Source organism: Pseudomonas sp. DWP3-1-3b3 (assembly GCF_049896305.1).
GTDB classification, from domain to species: domain Bacteria; phylum Pseudomonadota; class Gammaproteobacteria; order Pseudomonadales; family Pseudomonadaceae; genus Aquipseudomonas; species Aquipseudomonas azotoformans_A.
This window is the reverse complement of record NZ_JAFCUA010000005.1, coordinates 341,590-357,604: the sequence shown is the minus strand read 5'-3', so window position 1 is coordinate 357,604 and position 16,015 is coordinate 341,590. Positions and strand designations below refer to the sequence as shown.

At 61.8% G+C, this 16,015-nt stretch carries 14 protein-coding genes; 1 reads left to right on the top strand and 13 read right to left on the bottom strand.

Annotation, left to right across the window (positions count from 1 at the left end; translation table 11 throughout):
• Positions 1-53: 53 nt before the first annotated feature.
• Positions 54-722 carry a DUF3313 domain-containing protein gene (locus ACP7BX_RS17820; protein WP_033902912.1) on the top strand — a complete coding sequence of 223 codons (669 nt, stop codon included), beginning with the start codon at positions 54-56 and terminating at the stop codon, positions 720-722.
• 43 nt (positions 723-765) lie between these two features.
• Here the strand turns inward: ACP7BX_RS17820 and ACP7BX_RS17815 are convergent, their stop codons facing one another.
• The 13 genes from ACP7BX_RS17815 to ACP7BX_RS17755 all read right to left on the bottom strand — a co-directional run bounded on the left by ACP7BX_RS17815 (position 766) and on the right by ACP7BX_RS17755 (position 15,826).
• Entirely contained in the window at positions 766-3,258 is a 2,493-nt protein-coding gene (locus tag ACP7BX_RS17815) for a fused MFS/spermidine synthase (RefSeq protein WP_426128854.1), read from the bottom strand.
• Positions 3,259-3,413: 155 nt separating this feature from the next.
• Positions 3,414-5,000 carry an arylsulfatase gene (locus ACP7BX_RS17810; protein ID WP_426128856.1) on the bottom strand — a complete coding sequence of 529 codons (1,587 nt, stop codon included), beginning with the start codon at positions 4,998-5,000 and terminating at the stop codon, positions 3,414-3,416.
• Positions 5,001-5,076: 76 nt separating this feature from the next.
• Positions 5,077-6,078, bottom strand: a complete 1,002-nt coding sequence (locus ACP7BX_RS17805; RefSeq protein WP_426128858.1) for an HAD family hydrolase — start codon at positions 6,076-6,078, stop codon at positions 5,077-5,079.
• Positions 6,075-7,124 carry a hypothetical protein gene (locus ACP7BX_RS17800; RefSeq protein ID WP_426128860.1) on the bottom strand — a complete coding sequence of 350 codons (1,050 nt, stop codon included), beginning with the start codon at positions 7,122-7,124 and terminating at the stop codon, positions 6,075-6,077. Before ACP7BX_RS17800 ends, ACP7BX_RS17805 begins: the two co-directional genes overlap by 4 nt.
• Entirely contained in the window at positions 7,121-8,575 is a 1,455-nt protein-coding gene (locus tag ACP7BX_RS17795) for a VWA domain-containing protein (protein ID WP_426128862.1), read from the bottom strand. The genes ACP7BX_RS17800 and ACP7BX_RS17795 overlap by 4 nt, the downstream gene beginning before the upstream one ends.
• Entirely contained in the window at positions 8,562-9,557 is a 996-nt protein-coding gene (locus ACP7BX_RS17790) for a vWA domain-containing protein (protein WP_426128864.1), read from the bottom strand. The genes ACP7BX_RS17795 and ACP7BX_RS17790 overlap by 14 nt, the downstream gene beginning before the upstream one ends.
• The gene (locus ACP7BX_RS17785) at positions 9,544-9,999 is read right to left on the bottom strand and encodes a DUF4381 domain-containing protein (protein WP_426128866.1); all 456 of its coding nucleotides are present in this window, start codon (positions 9,997-9,999) and stop codon (positions 9,544-9,546) included. The genes ACP7BX_RS17790 and ACP7BX_RS17785 overlap by 14 nt, the downstream gene beginning before the upstream one ends.
• Positions 9,996-10,919, bottom strand: coding sequence for a DUF58 domain-containing protein (locus ACP7BX_RS17780; protein ID WP_426128868.1), 924 nt, complete (start codon positions 10,917-10,919; stop codon positions 9,996-9,998). The genes ACP7BX_RS17785 and ACP7BX_RS17780 overlap by 4 nt, the downstream gene beginning before the upstream one ends.
• A complete protein-coding gene (locus ACP7BX_RS17775) occupies positions 10,916-11,890 on the bottom strand; it encodes an AAA family ATPase (protein ID WP_426128870.1) in 975 nt (324 codons plus the stop codon). Before ACP7BX_RS17775 ends, ACP7BX_RS17780 begins: the two co-directional genes overlap by 4 nt.
• A gap of 12 nt (positions 11,891-11,902) precedes the next feature.
• The gene (locus ACP7BX_RS17770) at positions 11,903-12,925 is read right to left on the bottom strand and encodes a hypothetical protein (RefSeq protein ID WP_426129122.1); all 1,023 of its coding nucleotides are present in this window, start codon (positions 12,923-12,925) and stop codon (positions 11,903-11,905) included.
• Positions 12,926-13,023: 98 nt separating this feature from the next.
• Positions 13,024-14,424 carry a DUF1254 domain-containing protein gene (locus ACP7BX_RS17765; RefSeq protein WP_426128872.1) on the bottom strand — a complete coding sequence of 467 codons (1,401 nt, stop codon included), beginning with the start codon at positions 14,422-14,424 and terminating at the stop codon, positions 13,024-13,026.
• A gap of 63 nt (positions 14,425-14,487) precedes the next feature.
• Positions 14,488-15,270 (bottom strand): hypothetical protein, encoded by a 783-nt coding sequence (locus ACP7BX_RS17760; RefSeq protein ID WP_426128874.1) that lies wholly within the window; start codon positions 15,268-15,270, stop codon positions 14,488-14,490.
• Positions 15,271-15,460: 190 nt separating this feature from the next.
• Positions 15,461-15,826: a response regulator gene (locus ACP7BX_RS17755; protein ID WP_426128876.1), complete on the bottom strand. Its 366-nt coding sequence runs from the start codon at positions 15,824-15,826 to the stop codon at positions 15,461-15,463.
• Positions 15,827-16,015 lie beyond the last annotated feature (189 nt).

Below are 16,015 nucleotides of genomic sequence, written 5' to 3'. Positions count from 1 at the left end.
TTGGCTATACCTACAGCTCACTGTTTCGATGATGATCGCCAGGGAGTTCAATGATGAAACTAAGGCTAATGATCAGCACGCTGTGCGTGGCGTCGGTCGCCATGGCAGGTTGTGCCAGCAAGGTCACTTCACCGGATGAGTACTCCGGCTTTCTCTCCGACTACAGCCAACTCAAGGAAGCCAAGTCGCCTTCGGGAGCCGAGGTGATGCGTTGGGTCGATCCCAAGCTGGACCTCAGCCGCTACCACGCGGTGTTCGTCGAGCCGACCCAGTTCTACCCCAAGCCCCAGGCCACGGCGAAAATCCCGGAAAGCACCCTGAACGGCATCAACACCTATTACAATCAGGCGCTCAAGCGTGAACTGGAAAAATCCTTGCCGCTGGCCAATGCGCCCGGGCCGGGTGTCATCGTCGTGCGGGCGGCGATCACCGCCGTGAGCAGCAAGACCGAAGGCCTTGCTCCGTATGAATACATCCCCGTAGCGCTGGTCGTCGCGACGGTCAGCACCGCGTCCGGCCATCGTGACCAGGAAACCACCCTGGGCACCGAGGCGCAGTTCCTCGACGGCGCCAACGGCAAGGTGATCGCTCAGGTGGTGCGCAAAGGCACTGGCAAGCCGCTGGCCAATGAGTCCCAGGTAATGAAGGCCGACGATGTGAAAAGCGTGATCGACGGCTGGGCGTCGGACTTGCATCAGTCATACGTCAAGCTCAAACACTAGAAAGTCCTTAAGGGGTGAGGGCCTACGCGCCCTCACCACCGCTTCACTGACCGCCAAACCAACGGAAATAGGGATTGGCGCCGTCCCCGCGTATGACCTCTCGCATATCCCGCCCCCAGGCATCCCGGTCGCCGTCGTAGGCATGCAGGCTGGCGCGGTAGAACTGCATCAGGCGTTGCTGCTCGGCAGCCAGTGTGCGAGCGAAAGTCTCATCCGCATGGATCAGCGGCACGGGCACGCGCAGATCGAGCAAGGCTGGCAGTACGCGGGTGATTTCCTTGCTGCGCACCCACGGCGCGTACTCGATGCGCGGTTGATCGTCGGTGACCGGCAACGTATCCCCGGCAAATCGTTCAAGGCCCTGGCGATCAGTGACCCAGGTCGCCAGCAGAGTCGCCGCCGAATCGATACCAACGCCCGCCAGTGCGCTGCGCACGCCCTGATCCTCAAATCGTTGGCGTATGCGTTGTACATCCAGGGTGATCGGCTCCAGGGAGCCCACCAGCAGCATCTCATGGAACTCGCTGGTCCACAGCGACGCGTACGGGAACACGTTGAGGAAGCTGCGCACCAAGGCGCGGGAGTCGTCGATGTTTTGCGTCGGCAGCGGCAGCCATTGGGCGAGCAAGCCGTTTTTCTCGAGGCGCGTGGCCGCTAATTGGTAGAAGTCCTGGGAATACAGGTTCACCACGCCGGCAGCGGAGGGGGGCGGGGGTTCCAGGGTGATCAGGTCGTAGGCTTGCGGGTTGCGCAGTAGTTCCTGGCGACCGTCGCGCAAGCGCAAGTCGATGCCTGGATCGCTGGCGGCATTGAAGTTGCCTTTGAACAAGGGGGCGGCTTGCACCACCGCCGGCAGGAGTTCAGCGACCACCCGATGTTCCAGGCCTGGATAGCGCAATAGCGCACCCGCCGTGATGCCGGTGCCGAAGCCGATCACCAGTGCAGACTTGGGCTCGGCGTTGTGAATCAGCAGCGGCAACAGCGCCTGGATCCGCATATAACGCAGCGATGGCATGGCGTCGCCGGTGTTGGAGACGCCCTGGATATACAGACGCTGAAACGCCCGCGCTCCTTGGCCCTGGGTAACGACTGCCACCGTCGCGCCACGGCCTTCCTGGTAAAATGACAGGCTGGCGTTGCGTGCACCAGGCAGCAATTTGGCCAGGCGATCCATTGGGGTCAGCAGTGCGACCGCCAGCGACACCAACCCCAGTGCAATCACCGCTTGCCGCCGACCTTTTTTAACACCCTGGCCACGGCGTACCGCCAGATACCCCACGACGCCAGCCACCACAGCCAACACCCCCAAGGTTCGTACCAACCCCAGCCACGGGATCAACACAAAGCCGCACAGCATCACCCCGATAATCCCGCCCAAGGTGTTGAAGGCCACCACCGCGCCGACGTCACGGCCGACATGCCGATTGCCCACACTCAAGCGCAACGCCACGGGGAACGCCGCGCCCAGCAGCAAGGTCGGCACAAATACGATGCACAGTGCCGCCACTGCAAAACGTGCGCTCATCCCCGGCAGCTCGCTTGCGCCCAGGCCCAGCACCAGCGCTTCAGCCTGGGTTTGCAACAGCACCAACCAGCGCCCCAACAGGGCGATTTCCAGCAGCGCCACCAAGCCTGCACCCGCGATCAGCAGGCCGAATACACCCCAGGGATCGCGAAGACGTTCTACACGACCTGACATCAACTGGCTGCCGATGAACAACCCGGTGAGGTAGGTGGCAAGCACCACGGCGAACGCATACGTGCGGGTACTCATGAATTGCACGATGGACTGCGACCACACCACTTCATAACCGAGGGCAACGCCACCGGCGATGGCGTACAGCACCAATGCCAGTCGCGCCGGTTGCACAAGGCGCGCCGGCGCGATCTCAACAGGCGCTTGATGACGCACCGCCAACACTGCCCCCACCGCAGCGAGCAGATTCAGCATCGCCGCCACCAGCGCACTGCCGCGCACGCCAAACTGGGCAATCAATACAAATGCCGTGAGCAACGTCCCGACAATCGCCCCGGCGGTGTTGGCCGCGTACAGGCGTCCACCCGCCTGGCTCAAACCCTTGGCGTCGATGCCCAGCGAGCGCACCAGTACCGGCAACGTGCCGCCCATCAACACCGCCGGCAGGCCGACCAGGGCAAACGGCAACGCCCACGCCAGCAGGCCAATACGGTGTTCCAACCAGGCAAACGGTTCGGCCGCCACGCCCAGGGCCAGCGTCGCGCCGACCGCGAGCAGGGCAACCAATAGTTCCAGACCTGCACACAACAACAGCGGCCGCGCAAAGCGGTCCGCCAAACGTCCGAACAGCCAGCCGCCCACTGCCAGCCCGGCAAAAAACGCGCTGATGCCAGCGGTAATTGCATACACCTCGACGCCCACCACCAGAGACAGTTGCTTGATCCATAGCACCTGATACACCAACGCCGCGCCGCCGGAGAGGAACAGGAGGAGGGCTGGGATCAGGATGGGTAGGGCAGTCGTGCGCTCGACGACTGTGTTGGCGAAACGTGAAGACATGAGGATGACCTTGAACACTGAATCCAGAGGATGTACTCGGTCCAAATGTGGGAGCGGGCTTGCCCGCGAATGGGGTGTGTCAGTGAATACGTCTGTCGCTGATCCACCGCATTCGCGAGCAAGCCCGCTCCCACATGGGGCCTGTGTTGTAGCCGTTATGGCGCGGGAGCTGCCTTCATCTTCTCGGCAATCTTCGCATCCACGCCCGCTCGAATCTGGTCGATGCTGAAGCTGGCCGGTTTCTGACTGGGCGGGTACTCGATAAAGGTTTCGAGGAACTTGGCCGATTTGGTCACCGCCACCGCGACCAAGTAGACGTTTTTGGTGCTCCAGTCGTAATACTGATCGGAGACCACGTCAGCCCGCTCATAAGGGTCCATGCGCAGGTTGAGGATCTTCGGCACCCGTAGGCACACGAACGGCTCGCTCCACACCTTGAACCCACCCGGTGCCCGCTGTTCGCAATACACCGCCTTCCAGTTGCCAAAGCGTGCGGACACCAAGACCCCGTCATCGTTGAAGTAGTAGAACTCGTCGCGTGCGCCCTTCGGTTCCTGGCCGGTCAGGTAGGGCAGTTGGTTGAACCCATCCAGATGCACTTTGAAGTTGCTGCCTCCGGTCACGGGCGCCCAGCCTTTGAGCAGTTTGTTTTTCACGTCACTGTCACCGGCTGCGGCCAACAGCGTGGGGAACCAGTCCATGCCCGAGAACATCTCGTTGGAGACCTCGGCGGGCTTGATCTTGCCCGGCCAACGAATCATCGCCGGCACTCGATAGGCACCTTCCCAGTTGGAGTTCTTCTCGTTACGGAACGGCGTCGTCGCCGCGTCCGGCCAAGAGAACTGGTTCGGCCCGTTATCGGTGGTGTAGACCACGATGGTGTTGTCGGCGATCTTCAGGTCGTCGAGGGTTTGCAGGAGTTTGCCCACGTCGCCATCGTGCTCCACCATGCCGTCCGCGTATTCGTTGCCGGGCATGCCGCTCTGGCCCTTCATCGATTCGCGTACATGGGTGAACAAGTGCATGCGCGTGGTGTTCATCCACACGAAGAACGGTTTGTTGGCTTCGGCTTGTTTCTTGATGAACGCCTGGGCCGCCGCGGTGGTTTCGTCGTCGATGGTTTCCATGCGCTTGGTGGTCAAGGCGCCGGTGTCTTCGATCTTGCCATCGGCGAAGCTGTGGATCACCCCGCGCGGGGAGTTGGCCTTGACGAACTCCGCATCGTCCTTGGGCCAATAGGGACGTTCCGGCTCTTCCTCGGCGTTGAGGTGATAGAGGTTGCCGAAAAACTCGTCGAAACCGTGGTTGGTCGGCAGGTATTCGTCCTTGTCGCCCAAGTGGTTCTTGCCGAATTGCCCGGTGGCATACCCCAGGGATTTAAGCGCCTGGGCAATGGTGATATCGCGCTTTTGCAAACCCACCGATGCACCGGGGGCGCCCACCTTCGACAGGCCCGTGCGCAACGGCGTCTGGCCCGTGATGAAGGACGAACGCCCGGCGGTGCAGCTGTTCTCCGCGTAGTAGTCGGTGAACATCATGCCTTCTTTGGCGATACGGTCGATATTCGGGGTCTTGTAGCCAACCACGCCCATGGAATAGGCGCTGATATTGGTTTGCCCGATGTCATCGCCGAAGATCACCAGGATATTCGGCTTTTCGGCCGCCCAGGCGGATGCCGAGGCGCCGATCACCGAAACCGCTACCAGGGCGAGTTTCGGCAGCCACTTACGTATGCGAGTCATAAGACTTGCTCCTTTTAGGGCTTGAGTCGCATTGCCTGCGACCAACGTTTTTAACAGTCCATCGCGACGTCTTTTCTTATTGCACCTTCACTTGCACAGCTGGATCGAACGGATAGATACGGCCCCAGTCGCTTGCCATATCCACCACGGTCCAGTTCTGTTGCTTGGCCAGGTCCAGTGCCTTGTCCAGGCGCCCCACCTGAGAATTGCGGTCGTAGGCCCATTCGCGCTGGGCGTCGGTGTGGTGCACCAGGCCCATCAAGCGTTTGCCAGGGCCGGCGGCGGTCCATTGCAGCATTTGCAGGTCGCCGTCGGAGTTGCCGAAGGCCAGGATCGGCCGACGCCCGATGATGGCGTCGATGCTTTCCGGCTTGCCTGGGCCGTCATCGTTGTGTGCCAGCTTGGCGGTGCGCAGCACCTGCGGCTTGCCGTCCTTGAGCTGGAATTGGGTGACGAAGTTGGAGCCGATCACCTGCTCAGGCGGCACGCCATACACCTCTTCGGCGAAGGCGCGCATGAAGGCGGTATCGCCCCCGGAGACGATGTAGGTCTTGAATTGCTGGCTGCGCAGGTAGTCGAGCATTTCCAGCATGGGCTGGTAGATCATCTGGTCGAACGGCTTGCCGGTCTTGGGGTGACGGGCCTGCTTGAGCCAGTTCCTGGCATTGTCGATGAAGGCTTCAGTAGTGACCCCGGTGTGGGTGGCGCCGATGATTTTCAACAAGCCGTCCATGCCGGCAGCGGCAAGGGCCTTGTGGTCGCCTTCGAGCACGGCCTGGAACGGCTGTGTGGTTTTCCATTCCGGATGCTGCGGCGCCAGGCGCTTGACCTCGTCAAAGGCGAACAGCACTTCGAAGTAGGCCGGTTGCTCGGTCCACAGCGTGCCGTCATTGTCGAACACGGCGATGCGCTCGGCGGGTTTCACGTAGTCCTTGGAGCCTTCGGCGGTCACCGCCTGGACGAACTCGATGATCTGCTTTTTGTTCGGGCCTTCGTTCCATGACGGCAGCGGATCGGCCGCCAGGGCAGGCAGGCTCAGGAGGAGGAGAAGGGGCAGGGCAGAACGCAGCGACGTCATGGGAAGTCCTTTTCGTGACGAGGGTTCAGTGGAACCAAGCGTAGTTGACGACAGGCCCAGCGCAATGCTGGCCATGCCTTTCGCAACAGTGACGACAGGCGTGGCCACACCGCATGGATCAGATAGGCTGCCAAAATCAGCACAACGATGGCCGCCATCCATCCCAATAGATGCCGCGACAGTTGCCAGCGCGTGTGCTGCCCGAGCGCCTTGAGGTCGTCGGTGACGGAAAAGGTCGGCGTGTAAGCGTTGGTAGCCTGGGCCTTGAATGTCAGCGCGGGTAACTGCGCGATTTGCAGGCGATGGTTGCGGCTGTCCCACCATTTCAGCTGGAGGGCGGGCAGGGTGTAATGGCCGCCTTTTTCCACGCGATACACCAGATGATCGATGCGTTGGCCACCGGTGACAGTGCCGCGTCCGTCATCCAGGTTGCTGATGGCAGGCGCCTGCGCATAGAGGCGCAACCCGTTTACCTCGGCGGTTGTCGGCGGCGGCAGTGACAGCCCTGGCGTGTTGTCGGCTTGAAGGGTCACTGTCCGCGTCACGCTGTCGCCAACCTTGAGATCGCCGGCCGCAAGGGTTTGGCTCAGACGTAAACCGCTGGCGACCAGCACAGGTTCACCGGGCGCAAACCCCGGCGGCTGAGTAGCCTCAAAGGTCAGCGGCGCACTCTGCGCACTCAACGGCGCGCTGGCCTGGCCCGGTTGGGCACTGAATGTCAGCGCGGGCACGCTGAAGTGTTGCGCCGTCGTCGGCGTGATCAGGTAGGCGTAGCGCATCCCGTAGAAGGTTTGCCCGTCGATCACCTGTGTGGTGTGTTCTGCCTCGCCCCCCGGTTGCTGTACGCGTGCGCCCGCCAATTTCAGCTCCGGCAATGTCGCGGCGGCGGTGAACCAGGTATCCGTCAGCACATCCACCTGTACCTGCAACTGCTCGCCCACGACCACTGAAGCGCCGGGGATCAGCTGCGCATTCACCCGCAACTGCGGTTCGGCCGCCCATAACGGCCCCGACAACAACAGCAACACGCCCCAGTAGCGCTTCATGGTCGCGCCTCCTGGTCTTGCAAGCTGAATTTGCGGCGCAGGAAGTTGGCCGGCGACGTGGTCAGGTTCTGCAACCACAGGGCGTCATTATTCGCCTGTTGGGTCTGAATCGCTTTGCTCTGCCCCTTGCCCGGCGCTTTGTCGAACTTGATCTCATCCGGCTTGACCTGCGGCGTGTTGTTCGCCGCGCTTTCGGTGTCTGTTTTCAGCGCAATCGCCAGGGCCAGGTTGGCCGTGGCTTCGAGGAAGTCGGGTTGCAACTGCAAGGCTTGTTGATAGGCCGCGATGGCGTCATCGAACTTGAAGCGACGCACATGGATATTGCCCAGATAGAACGCTGCTTGCGCGGTGTTCATGGTAGCGAAGGTGGTTTGGGCCAGGTCGTAATCGGCGGCGTTGTAGGCGGCGATGCCTTTCCAGTAAGGGTCGACGAACAACGCGGCGGCCTGCGGGTAATGATGGTGCTCGAAGGCCCAGCGGCCTTGCTGATCGGGCGTCATGAACGGATTGGCCTCGGCTTGCGTCGGCGGCAGCAGCAGGCCGAGCAGCACCACTGCCGTCCAGTTCAGGCTCCAGCCCTTGCGCACACTCAACAACGCCAACAGCAGTAACGGCCAGCACAGCCAATAGCCGGCGTCTTTCCATTGCAACAGGCGTTGCTGCTCGTCGACGTTCTGGAAGTGCTGCTGAGCGTGCAGTTCGATCCAGTCCAGATCATCGTCATTCAGGGTCAGGCTGCCCAGCGGCGCCTCCAGGGCCGAGGCCAATGGCTTGAGCGTGGGACTGCTGCCGAGGGCCAGGATCAGGATCTGCAGCGCATTGTCCTTGAGGGCGGGCAGTTGGGCGACATCGGCGCCATCCGTCACCAGCAGTAAGGTGCCGGGAGACTGTTGTAGCAGACGCTTAGCCTGTTCGATCACGCCAGCCACATCCTTGCCGGACTTGCTGATCAAGTCGGTGCCCAATGCCTGAATGAAAGTATCGAGCAAGGCCGGATCATCGGTGGGCGGTAACACCAGATGGGCGCTGCCGGCGTAGACCAGCAACGCGGTGCGCGCGCCTTTGCGGCGCTCGACCAGGTCATGCAGCTTGTGTTTGGCGGCGGTGAGGCGCGTGGGCGGCACATCGGCGGTATCCATGGACGCTGACAGGTCCACGGCGATGATCAGCGGTGCACGGTTCTCCAGGAAATCCGGGCGGTCCTGCTGCCAGGTCGGTCCCGCCGCGGCGAAGGCACCGACGACCAGCAACGTACTCGCTAAGTGCACCGGGCGCAGGCGATGGGGGTCGGTCGGCGTGAGCAGTAAATGCGGCAACAGGTGCGGGGCGATCGTGCCGCGCAGGCGGCGCTGCAGATCACGGCTGCGCTGCCACACCCACGGCAGCAGTACACCCAATGGCGCCAATAACAGCCAGGCAGGACGCAGAAAGTGGAAGTCACTGAAGTCCATCAGCACGCTCCCGTTTCCATCGATGCGGCCACATTGCGGCGATCAGGTGATACACCACCAACACGATCAGCGCGGCACACACCGGCCACCAGAACAGGTCGCGCTTGGGCTGATGGCTGAGGGTTTTCACCTGATGCGCTGTGATCTTGTCGAGCGTGGCGTAGACCTGATCCAAACTGTCGCGGTCTTCGGCACGGAAATAACGCCCACCCGTGGCGCTGGCAATGTCTTGCAAGGCGTTGAGGTTGACCTTGGCTTCGCCGCTGGCCTGCGGGTCGCCGATGCCGATGGTGTGGACGATCACGCCCTTGGCAGCAGCCATTTCGGCGGCGTGGTCCGGGGTGATGGCGCTGCTGGTGTCATTGCCATCGGTAAGCAGGATCAGCACTTTTTCCGGTTCATGGGCCTGGTCCAGCAGCTTGAGGCCAAGGCCAATGGCGTCGCCGATGGCGGTGTTCGGCCCGGCCATGCCGATGCCGCTGTCGTCCAATAACAGCGATAGGCTGGCATGGTCGAGGGTCAAGGGGGCCTGGGGGTAGGCGCCGCTGCCGAACAGGATCAGGCCGATACGGTCATCTTTGCGCTGCTGGATAAAGCCGTGCACCACCTGTTTGACGGCGGCCAGGCGGTCGATCTTGTGGCCGTTGGCGTCGGTAAAGTCCTCGGTTTCCATGGATTGGGAGATATCGATGGCCAGCATCAGGTCGCGCACCGGTTGTAGGCGTTCGATGGGTTTTTCCACCCAGACCGGCCGGGCGACCGCCAGCACCAGCAACGCCCACACCAGCAGATTGAGCAGCAACTGGCTGCGATTGCCACGAGCACCGTCGGTAGACGAAGAACAACCGACCGCCTGGCGCATTCCGCCGAAAAACGGCACGCGAACCGCACTGCGCGCTTCGCGATACACCGGCAGGTAGCGGTAGGCCAACCACGGCAGCGGCAGCATCAATAGCAGCCAGGGATAGTCAAGCTGCCACATGGTGTTGCTCCACCCAGGCCTTGCACTGGGCCAACAGTTGCGGGTCCCGCGGCGCAGTGCCGTAGGCCAGCTGGGCCAGCCGTTGAGCGAGGTCGTCGGGAATCGGACCTCTGGCGTGGCGTTGCAGGAAGGCTTGCCACTCGGCGCCATGCAAGGTCGGGATACGTTGCTGTTCTTCCACAGGAAGCGGCATCGACAGCGCAACGCGCTTGAGCAGTTCGGGCAGCTCGCGCAGGTCTTCCAAGGTGTCCAGCTGCACCAGCGCTTCACGCCGGTAGGCATCACGCCGCCAGCGCAGCCATTTGCGGCCTGCCAGCACCAGCAACGCCAGCACCACAACGCCCAGCAACACGCCCCAGCCCCAGGTCTGCGGCCAGTAACTGACCGGCGCAGGCAAGCTCAACTCCGTGAGTTGCTCGATGCTTGGCACGTGACGGCTCACCGACGCTTCCCCAGTTCACTGCGCAACTGATCGGCGGCGGGCAGGGCGGTGCTGATCATCAGCAGTGGTACTTGGCTGCGGCGCAACAGGGTGGCGACATCCTTCAAGCGTCCGCCGAGAAAATCCCCCAGGGGTTGGCGCACCTGGCGCTGGTCCACCGCCAGTTCCACCTGCAACTGGCCCTGGGTGACCCGCAGCTGTCCACGGCTGGGCACGTTGAGTGCCAACGGGTCATACACCTGCAACGCGATCACGTCGTTGTGCGCTGACAGTTGCTGCATCAGTTGCAAGGTACGCGGCCCGGCGCCGGCAAAATCGCTGACCAGGCAGATCAGGTGATCGTGCCCGGCCACGGCCAGGCATTGCTGCAAGACTTTGTCCAACTGGCCATCGCCTTCATGGTCAGGGTTACTCGCCGTCAACGCGGCATTTTGCTGGGCGATGTGACTGCACAAGGCTTCCACGCGTTTGCGGCTGCGCAAGGGCGCGACACTGTCGACACGCTGGTCGTTGAACACCAGGCCGCCGACACGATCCCCGGCGTTGAACACCATCCACGCCGCCAGCGCGCCCAGCTCTGCGGCGACGGCGGATTTGAAGCTGCGCACTGAGCCGAAAAACATCGACATGCGCTGGTCCACCACGATCAGCGCCGGGCGGTCGCGCTCTTCGGTAAAGGTGCGCACCACCGGTTTGCCGGTGCGCAGCGACGCGCGCCAATCCAGATGACGCAGGTCATCGCCCGGCTGGTAGCGGCGCAGCTCATCGAAATTCAGGCCTCGGCCGCGCAGGCGTGACGCATGGTTGCCCGCCAGGATGCTGCCTTGGGGCTGACGCGCGACAAAGCTCAGGTCGCGGGCCTGGAACTGCAAGGCCATCAATTGCGCCAGGCTGACGTAGACAAACCCGTCGGCGTTCATGCGGGAATCGCTACTTTGCTGAGCAGCCGGTCAAGCACCTGATCAGCCGTCACGCCATCCGCCACCGCGTCATAACTCAATTGCAGGCGATGGCGCAGCACCGGATGGGCGACGGCCTGCACGTTGTCCGGCGTGACAAAGGCCTGGCCTTGCAACCAGGCATCGGCCCGCGCGCAGCGGTCCAGGCCAATGCCGCCACGGGGGCTGGCGCCGAGGCTGATCCAGCGCGCCAGGTCGGCGTCGTAGTCGGCGGGGTGGCGGGTGGCGTTGATCAGGTCGATCAGATAGCGGTCGATGGCCGGCGACACCTGGATCGCGCTGACTTCCTGGCGTGCGGCAAAAATCACCTCCTGCGCCAAGGTAAAGCCTTGGACCGCTTGGGTAACTGACGCCTGTTCTTCTTCGCGCAACAGGCGCAACACCTGGCTTTCGTTGGCGGCGCTGGGGTAGTCCAGCAACAGCTTCATCACAAAGCGGTCCATCTGGGCTTCCGGAAGTGGGTAAGTGCCTTCCTGCTCGATAGGATTTTGCGTGGCCACCACGATAAACAGCTGTGGCAGCGGGTGACTGGCGCCGGCCACGGTGATTTGCCGTTCTTCCATGGCTTCCAGCAACGCCGCCTGGACCTTGGCCGGTGCGCGGTTGATTTCATCGGAGAGGATCAGGTTGCCAAACAGTGGGCCGGGCTGGAAACGGATCTGGTTCTGGCCGTCGACCTGATGCAGTACTTCGGCGCCGGTGATGTCCGAGGGCAGCAGGTCCGGGGTGAACTGGATGCGACTCATCTTGGCGTCGAGGTGCCGGGCCAGGGCCTTGACCGTGCGAGTCTTGGCCAGCCCCGGCAGGCTCTCCAGCAACAGGTGGCCGTTGGCGAGCAGGCCGAGCAGGATCTGGCGGATCACCTGGTCCTGGCCGAGCACGCTTTCGGCCATGCTGGCTTGCAAGGCGTTCAAATCGTTGAGTGCGGTCATGGCACACCTCGTTCACAGCATGAAAGTAGGGATCACCGGGATAAACGAAAGACGGAAGTTCCAGCGACTGCTGATCAAGTCATCGGCGTGAATCACCGAGTACTGCACCTCACCGGAAATCCGCACCGGCAACTTGCCGAAATTGACGATGCGCCCGGCGCCGATGCCGATGGGGAAGTTGACCTTGTTGCCGCTTTCGGCCTTCCAGTTCACGGTGATATTGGGCGTCATGCCCACCCGCCACTGGCCGGGGCCGGGAATCGCGCGCTGGATGAAGTACTGGATGTTGGTCAGGCTCACGTCCTTGCGCTGGGCGTCGCCGCCCACCGACCACCAGTGCTGGGGAAAGAGGCCGAGCGTCCAGTCTTCGCCCAAGTACGCCGCGACAAACGCCGGGCCGAGGGCGTATCTGCCGGTGCCCAGTACGTCTTTTTCGGCGGTTGGGAACATCGCCGTCGGGCCAAACCCCCAGACCATCTTGCCGCCGTTGGCAAAGCGCACCGGTTGCTTGGGCGAGAACACGCCCACATAGGCCAGGTCGCCAAAGCCTGAGGTGCGGTCGAATGGATCGTTGACCACCGACGGGAAGTCGCGGTCTGTCAGCACGCCGTAGGGACTCATGCCGATCAGGTTGCCCGCCTTGGCGTTGACCGGCGCACTCACATAACTCACCGGCAGGCGGTTGATCAGGTTCCAGTCCTCGCCCAGGGCAATCGGGAAGGTCGGCATGAAGCTGTATTTGCCCAGGTAACGCGTGCCGTTACTGTGCGGGCCTTTGAGGGCGCTGTAGTCGAACTGGTTGAACAACAGCACCAAGTTGCCCACCGGGTTGTCCATCAGCTTGGCGATTTGTTCGGTCGAAGGGGCGCAACCGGCCTTGACCACTTGCTTGAGGTCAATGTCGAAGTCCTGTTGCAGGCGATGGCAGGTTTCGGGATCGGTTTTGGTCGCGTTCGACGTGCTGCCTAGCTCCGGCAACCCGGCGGCTGATACGCCGCAGCTGGCAAGAATGCCCACGGCGCAAAACCCATGCATACGTGCACGTGAAATCATGGCGTCATCCATCCTTGTATCGGCCTGATATCAGGGGGTTACGTGCCCGGCCTAACCCTGTTGCGGCCGGGCACGTGGTGTTACTTGAGCGGGGTCAAGGGTGGCAGTTTCCATTGACCATTACCGACCTCAGGCTTGGGCAGGTAAATGCGCAATACCGCGTAGAACGGGCCCGGTGGGGCCGGCAACCAGTTGCTCTGTTCGGCTTTCGGTGGCTCGTGGTGCTGCAGCGCCAAGGTCAGGCCGCCGTCGGCATCACGCTTGAGGTTAGGCAGCATCCGCGAGTTGATCAGGTAGCGTTTCTTGTGATTGGGCACCAGCAGCTTGGTTTTGGCGTCGTACATGGTCAGCGACCAGAACGCGTCGGCCGGCGGCAGTTGGTCCTTGGCAAAGTGCACGGTGTAGCTGTGGCGTGCGCCATTGGCCGGCTTGCCTTCGCTGTCGACGAAGTAGCTGAGGTACGCGGCCTCATCGGTGGAGTTGCCGAAAATACCCATGTCGGCACCGGCGTAGCGGTACAAGTAGTTGTTTTTCAGGCGATCCCGGCTGCCGAACAGGTCACCGCTGCTGACTTGGTGGGTGTCGACCTTATCCTTCTTGAACGCCGCAAACTCAGCGCGCGCATCGGAGATGCCGTCTTCCAGGGCTTTGCGTTGTTCGGCGGTCAAGTCCTTGAGCTTGAACGGCGCACCGGGGGCGATACCGATCTTGGCGAAACGCGCCAGCAGGTCTTTTTCGCTGTCCTGGGGCGCGGCGAAGGCCAGCATGAAGTTCAGGTAGCGGAACAGCTGCGGGCCTTCGGTCATGGTTGCCATCGGTTTGGGCCATTCGATCTTTGGCGCCTTGGCCGGCGCGGCCTGCTTCACATAACTGCTCAGCGCCTGGACTTTGTAGCCGCTCTGGATCTGCTTGACCTTGCCCAAGTCTTTGTCGTCGAACAACTGCGTGCGGTACAGGGCGTAGGCGATATTGCTTTCACTGTAGACCACGCGATCCACGTCCACGGGCTGCTGACCCTTCCAGTCCGGGCCGGCGATCATGTAGTGGCCGCCGTTGTTGCCGGTACTGCGGGTGCCCAGGTAAGCGAAGTTCTGCGTGTACAGGTCGATCAATTGCACCGAGTAGTAGCGGTTATCCTCGATCTTGGGCAGGGTCAGCACCAGGGGTTCGCGGCGTAGGTCCATCCAGACGAAAGAGTAGGGCGTGTCGGAGTTGGGGGTGACGAACGCCGTGTCCTTGGGGGTGAACACTTGCGCGGTGTTGCCGATCTGGTTGAACGGCGCCTTGAAGTTGGCACCGCCCTTGTCAACGGCCTGGGTGTAGAGCGTCTTGTACATCTCCACCACCGGAAAGCCATACAGATAGGCTTCCTTGGCAATCGCCCGGGCCTCGCTCGGAGTGGCCGTGAAGTCGGCCCAGGCGCCGGTACTCATGAGTATCGAGAGGCTCGCCAACAGCAGGCGCGTCGGTTTTCCAATCATGTTGTTGCGTCCTTCCAGAGATCTTTTTTGAGGGCGTGGGATGAAACCGCCGAGTTAACCGGTTTATTTGCCGAACGTCACGTTAATCCCTGCGAACAAGGTGAACTGGGGCAAGCCGTCACCTTTGCGCGCTACCGTCCACTGTGGCTCGACAAAGGCATTGACGATGTTGCTCCCGGCTTTCCAGGCCTTGCCCGCGCCAAACCCGATGGGAATGTAGTGGGTGTCGTTCTTCAAATCGAAAGTCCAGGTGCCCGTGGAACGCAGGTACCAGCCTTTCGGCAGGTTATGAATGATAAACGGCTGGAAAGTTGCACTCTCGACGTGCGGGCGGTCGCGATCGCCGGCAAATGAGCTTTGGTATTGCACCAGCGCGCCCAATAGTCCCCTGGGCGAAGCGTCGATGGCGATTGCCGCCAGGCCGGCCTGCCATTTGCCGGTGCCCAGTTCGTCATGTTCGGCGGTGGGGGCGGTGATTTGCGGACCAATGCCCAATTGCACGCCGTCGGTCTTGAGCAGGAAGATATCGAACAGGTTCAGGTCGCCAATGCCCGTGCTGTAGCCGCCGTGGGGATCGGGGCGGGTGCTGAGGGGAAGTGTGGCGCGTAGTAACTGCGGCACGCCGATGAAATCCGACGGCGCAATCGGCAGGGTGCCGCGCAACAACAGGTCGTTGGTGTGGGCGTTGCTGTCGTACAGGCGTGGCGTGTAGTAGTCCTGCAGGTTGGCGCCTGGCGCGAGGTTCAGGGGGTTGTTGCTCTTGTTGGCCGTCTCGGCGTTATCCGCCAAGGCCGGCAGTGCGAAAACAGCCAGCATCAATGCCGACGCGTACGGTGACCCGAACATGTGCGCTCCCCCATACCTGGGTGACTATCCCTTCTGATTAATACCTGTAGGGCATGTCGGTTGAAGCTAGCAGCTAAATTCAGACGCGCTAGCCATCCAAACGAATTAGTTGCGGGGGGCGAGACGTTTCAGACGTGTGTAAAAGGCCGCAAATGGCCGTCCTGGCTGGGCGGCCACGCACGAAGAGGGGTTAGGCTGTGGGCAGCATCGATTTGACTTTGTCGCGTAATTGATCGATCGAGAACGGTTTGGCGATCACCTGCATGCCGGCAGGTACGTCGATATTCTCGGCATAACCGCTGGCGAATAGGATGGGCAGTGCAGGGCGCAACTCGCGCACTTTGGTCGCCAGTTGCTTGCCGTCCATGTCCGGCAGGCCGACGTCGGTCATCATCAGGTCGATCACCTGCGCGACGTTTTGCACCACTGCCAGCGCTTCTTCAGCATCGGCAGCCTCCAGGACACTGAATTCCAACTCCTCCAGGACATCGACGATCAGCATGCGCACGATGGCATCGTCTTCGACGACAAGGATGGTGGAGGTGACTGCGGACATAATATGGAATTCCCAAAAAAGGCGAGGTTTACACGCGGCCGTTCTGACAGGCCTCTTCCTTGAGTAAGCGCGCACTCATGACAAGTTCCCGCGGGCCGTAAAAACAATGCGATAGAAAAGACCAGGGAGAATAGCCTGTTCTTTTGTAGGAATCAGTACAAAACCGTTCCAGAAAAATGGTCTTGGATG

Excerpts from the sequence above, each read along its gene's own strand:
- ACP7BX_RS17760 (WP_426128874.1), bottom strand. The coding sequence starts at position 15,270 with ATGTTCGGGTCACCGTACGCGTCGGCATTGATGCTGGCTGTTTTCGCA.
- ACP7BX_RS17755 (WP_426128876.1), bottom strand. The coding sequence starts at position 15,826 with ATGTCCGCAGTCACCTCCACCATCCTTGTCGTCGAAGACGATGCCATC.
- ACP7BX_RS17810 (WP_426128856.1), bottom strand. The coding sequence starts at position 5,000 with ATGACTCGCATACGTAAGTGGCTGCCGAAACTCGCCCTGGTAGCGGTT.
- ACP7BX_RS17800 (WP_426128860.1), bottom strand. The coding sequence starts at position 7,124 with ATGAAGCGCTACTGGGGCGTGTTGCTGTTGTTGTCGGGGCCGTTATGG.
- ACP7BX_RS17780 (WP_426128868.1), bottom strand. The coding sequence starts at position 10,919 with ATGAACGCCGACGGGTTTGTCTACGTCAGCCTGGCGCAATTGATGGCC.
- ACP7BX_RS17790 (WP_426128864.1), bottom strand. The coding sequence starts at position 9,557 with ATGTGGCAGCTTGACTATCCCTGGCTGCTATTGATGCTGCCGCTGCCG.
- ACP7BX_RS17770 (WP_426129122.1), bottom strand. The coding sequence starts at position 12,925 with ATGCATGGGTTTTGCGCCGTGGGCATTCTTGCCAGCTGCGGCGTATCA.
- ACP7BX_RS17820 (WP_033902912.1), top strand. The coding sequence starts at position 54 with ATGAAACTAAGGCTAATGATCAGCACGCTGTGCGTGGCGTCGGTCGCC.
- ACP7BX_RS17765 (WP_426128872.1), bottom strand. The coding sequence starts at position 14,424 with ATGATTGGAAAACCGACGCGCCTGCTGTTGGCGAGCCTCTCGATACTC.
- ACP7BX_RS17805 (WP_426128858.1), bottom strand. The coding sequence starts at position 6,078 with ATGACGTCGCTGCGTTCTGCCCTGCCCCTTCTCCTCCTCCTGAGCCTG.
- ACP7BX_RS17795 (WP_426128862.1), bottom strand. The coding sequence starts at position 8,575 with ATGGACTTCAGTGACTTCCACTTTCTGCGTCCTGCCTGGCTGTTATTG.
- ACP7BX_RS17815 (WP_426128854.1), bottom strand. The coding sequence starts at position 3,258 with ATGTCTTCACGTTTCGCCAACACAGTCGTCGAGCGCACGACTGCCCTA.
- ACP7BX_RS17775 (WP_426128870.1), bottom strand. The coding sequence starts at position 11,890 with ATGACCGCACTCAACGATTTGAACGCCTTGCAAGCCAGCATGGCCGAA.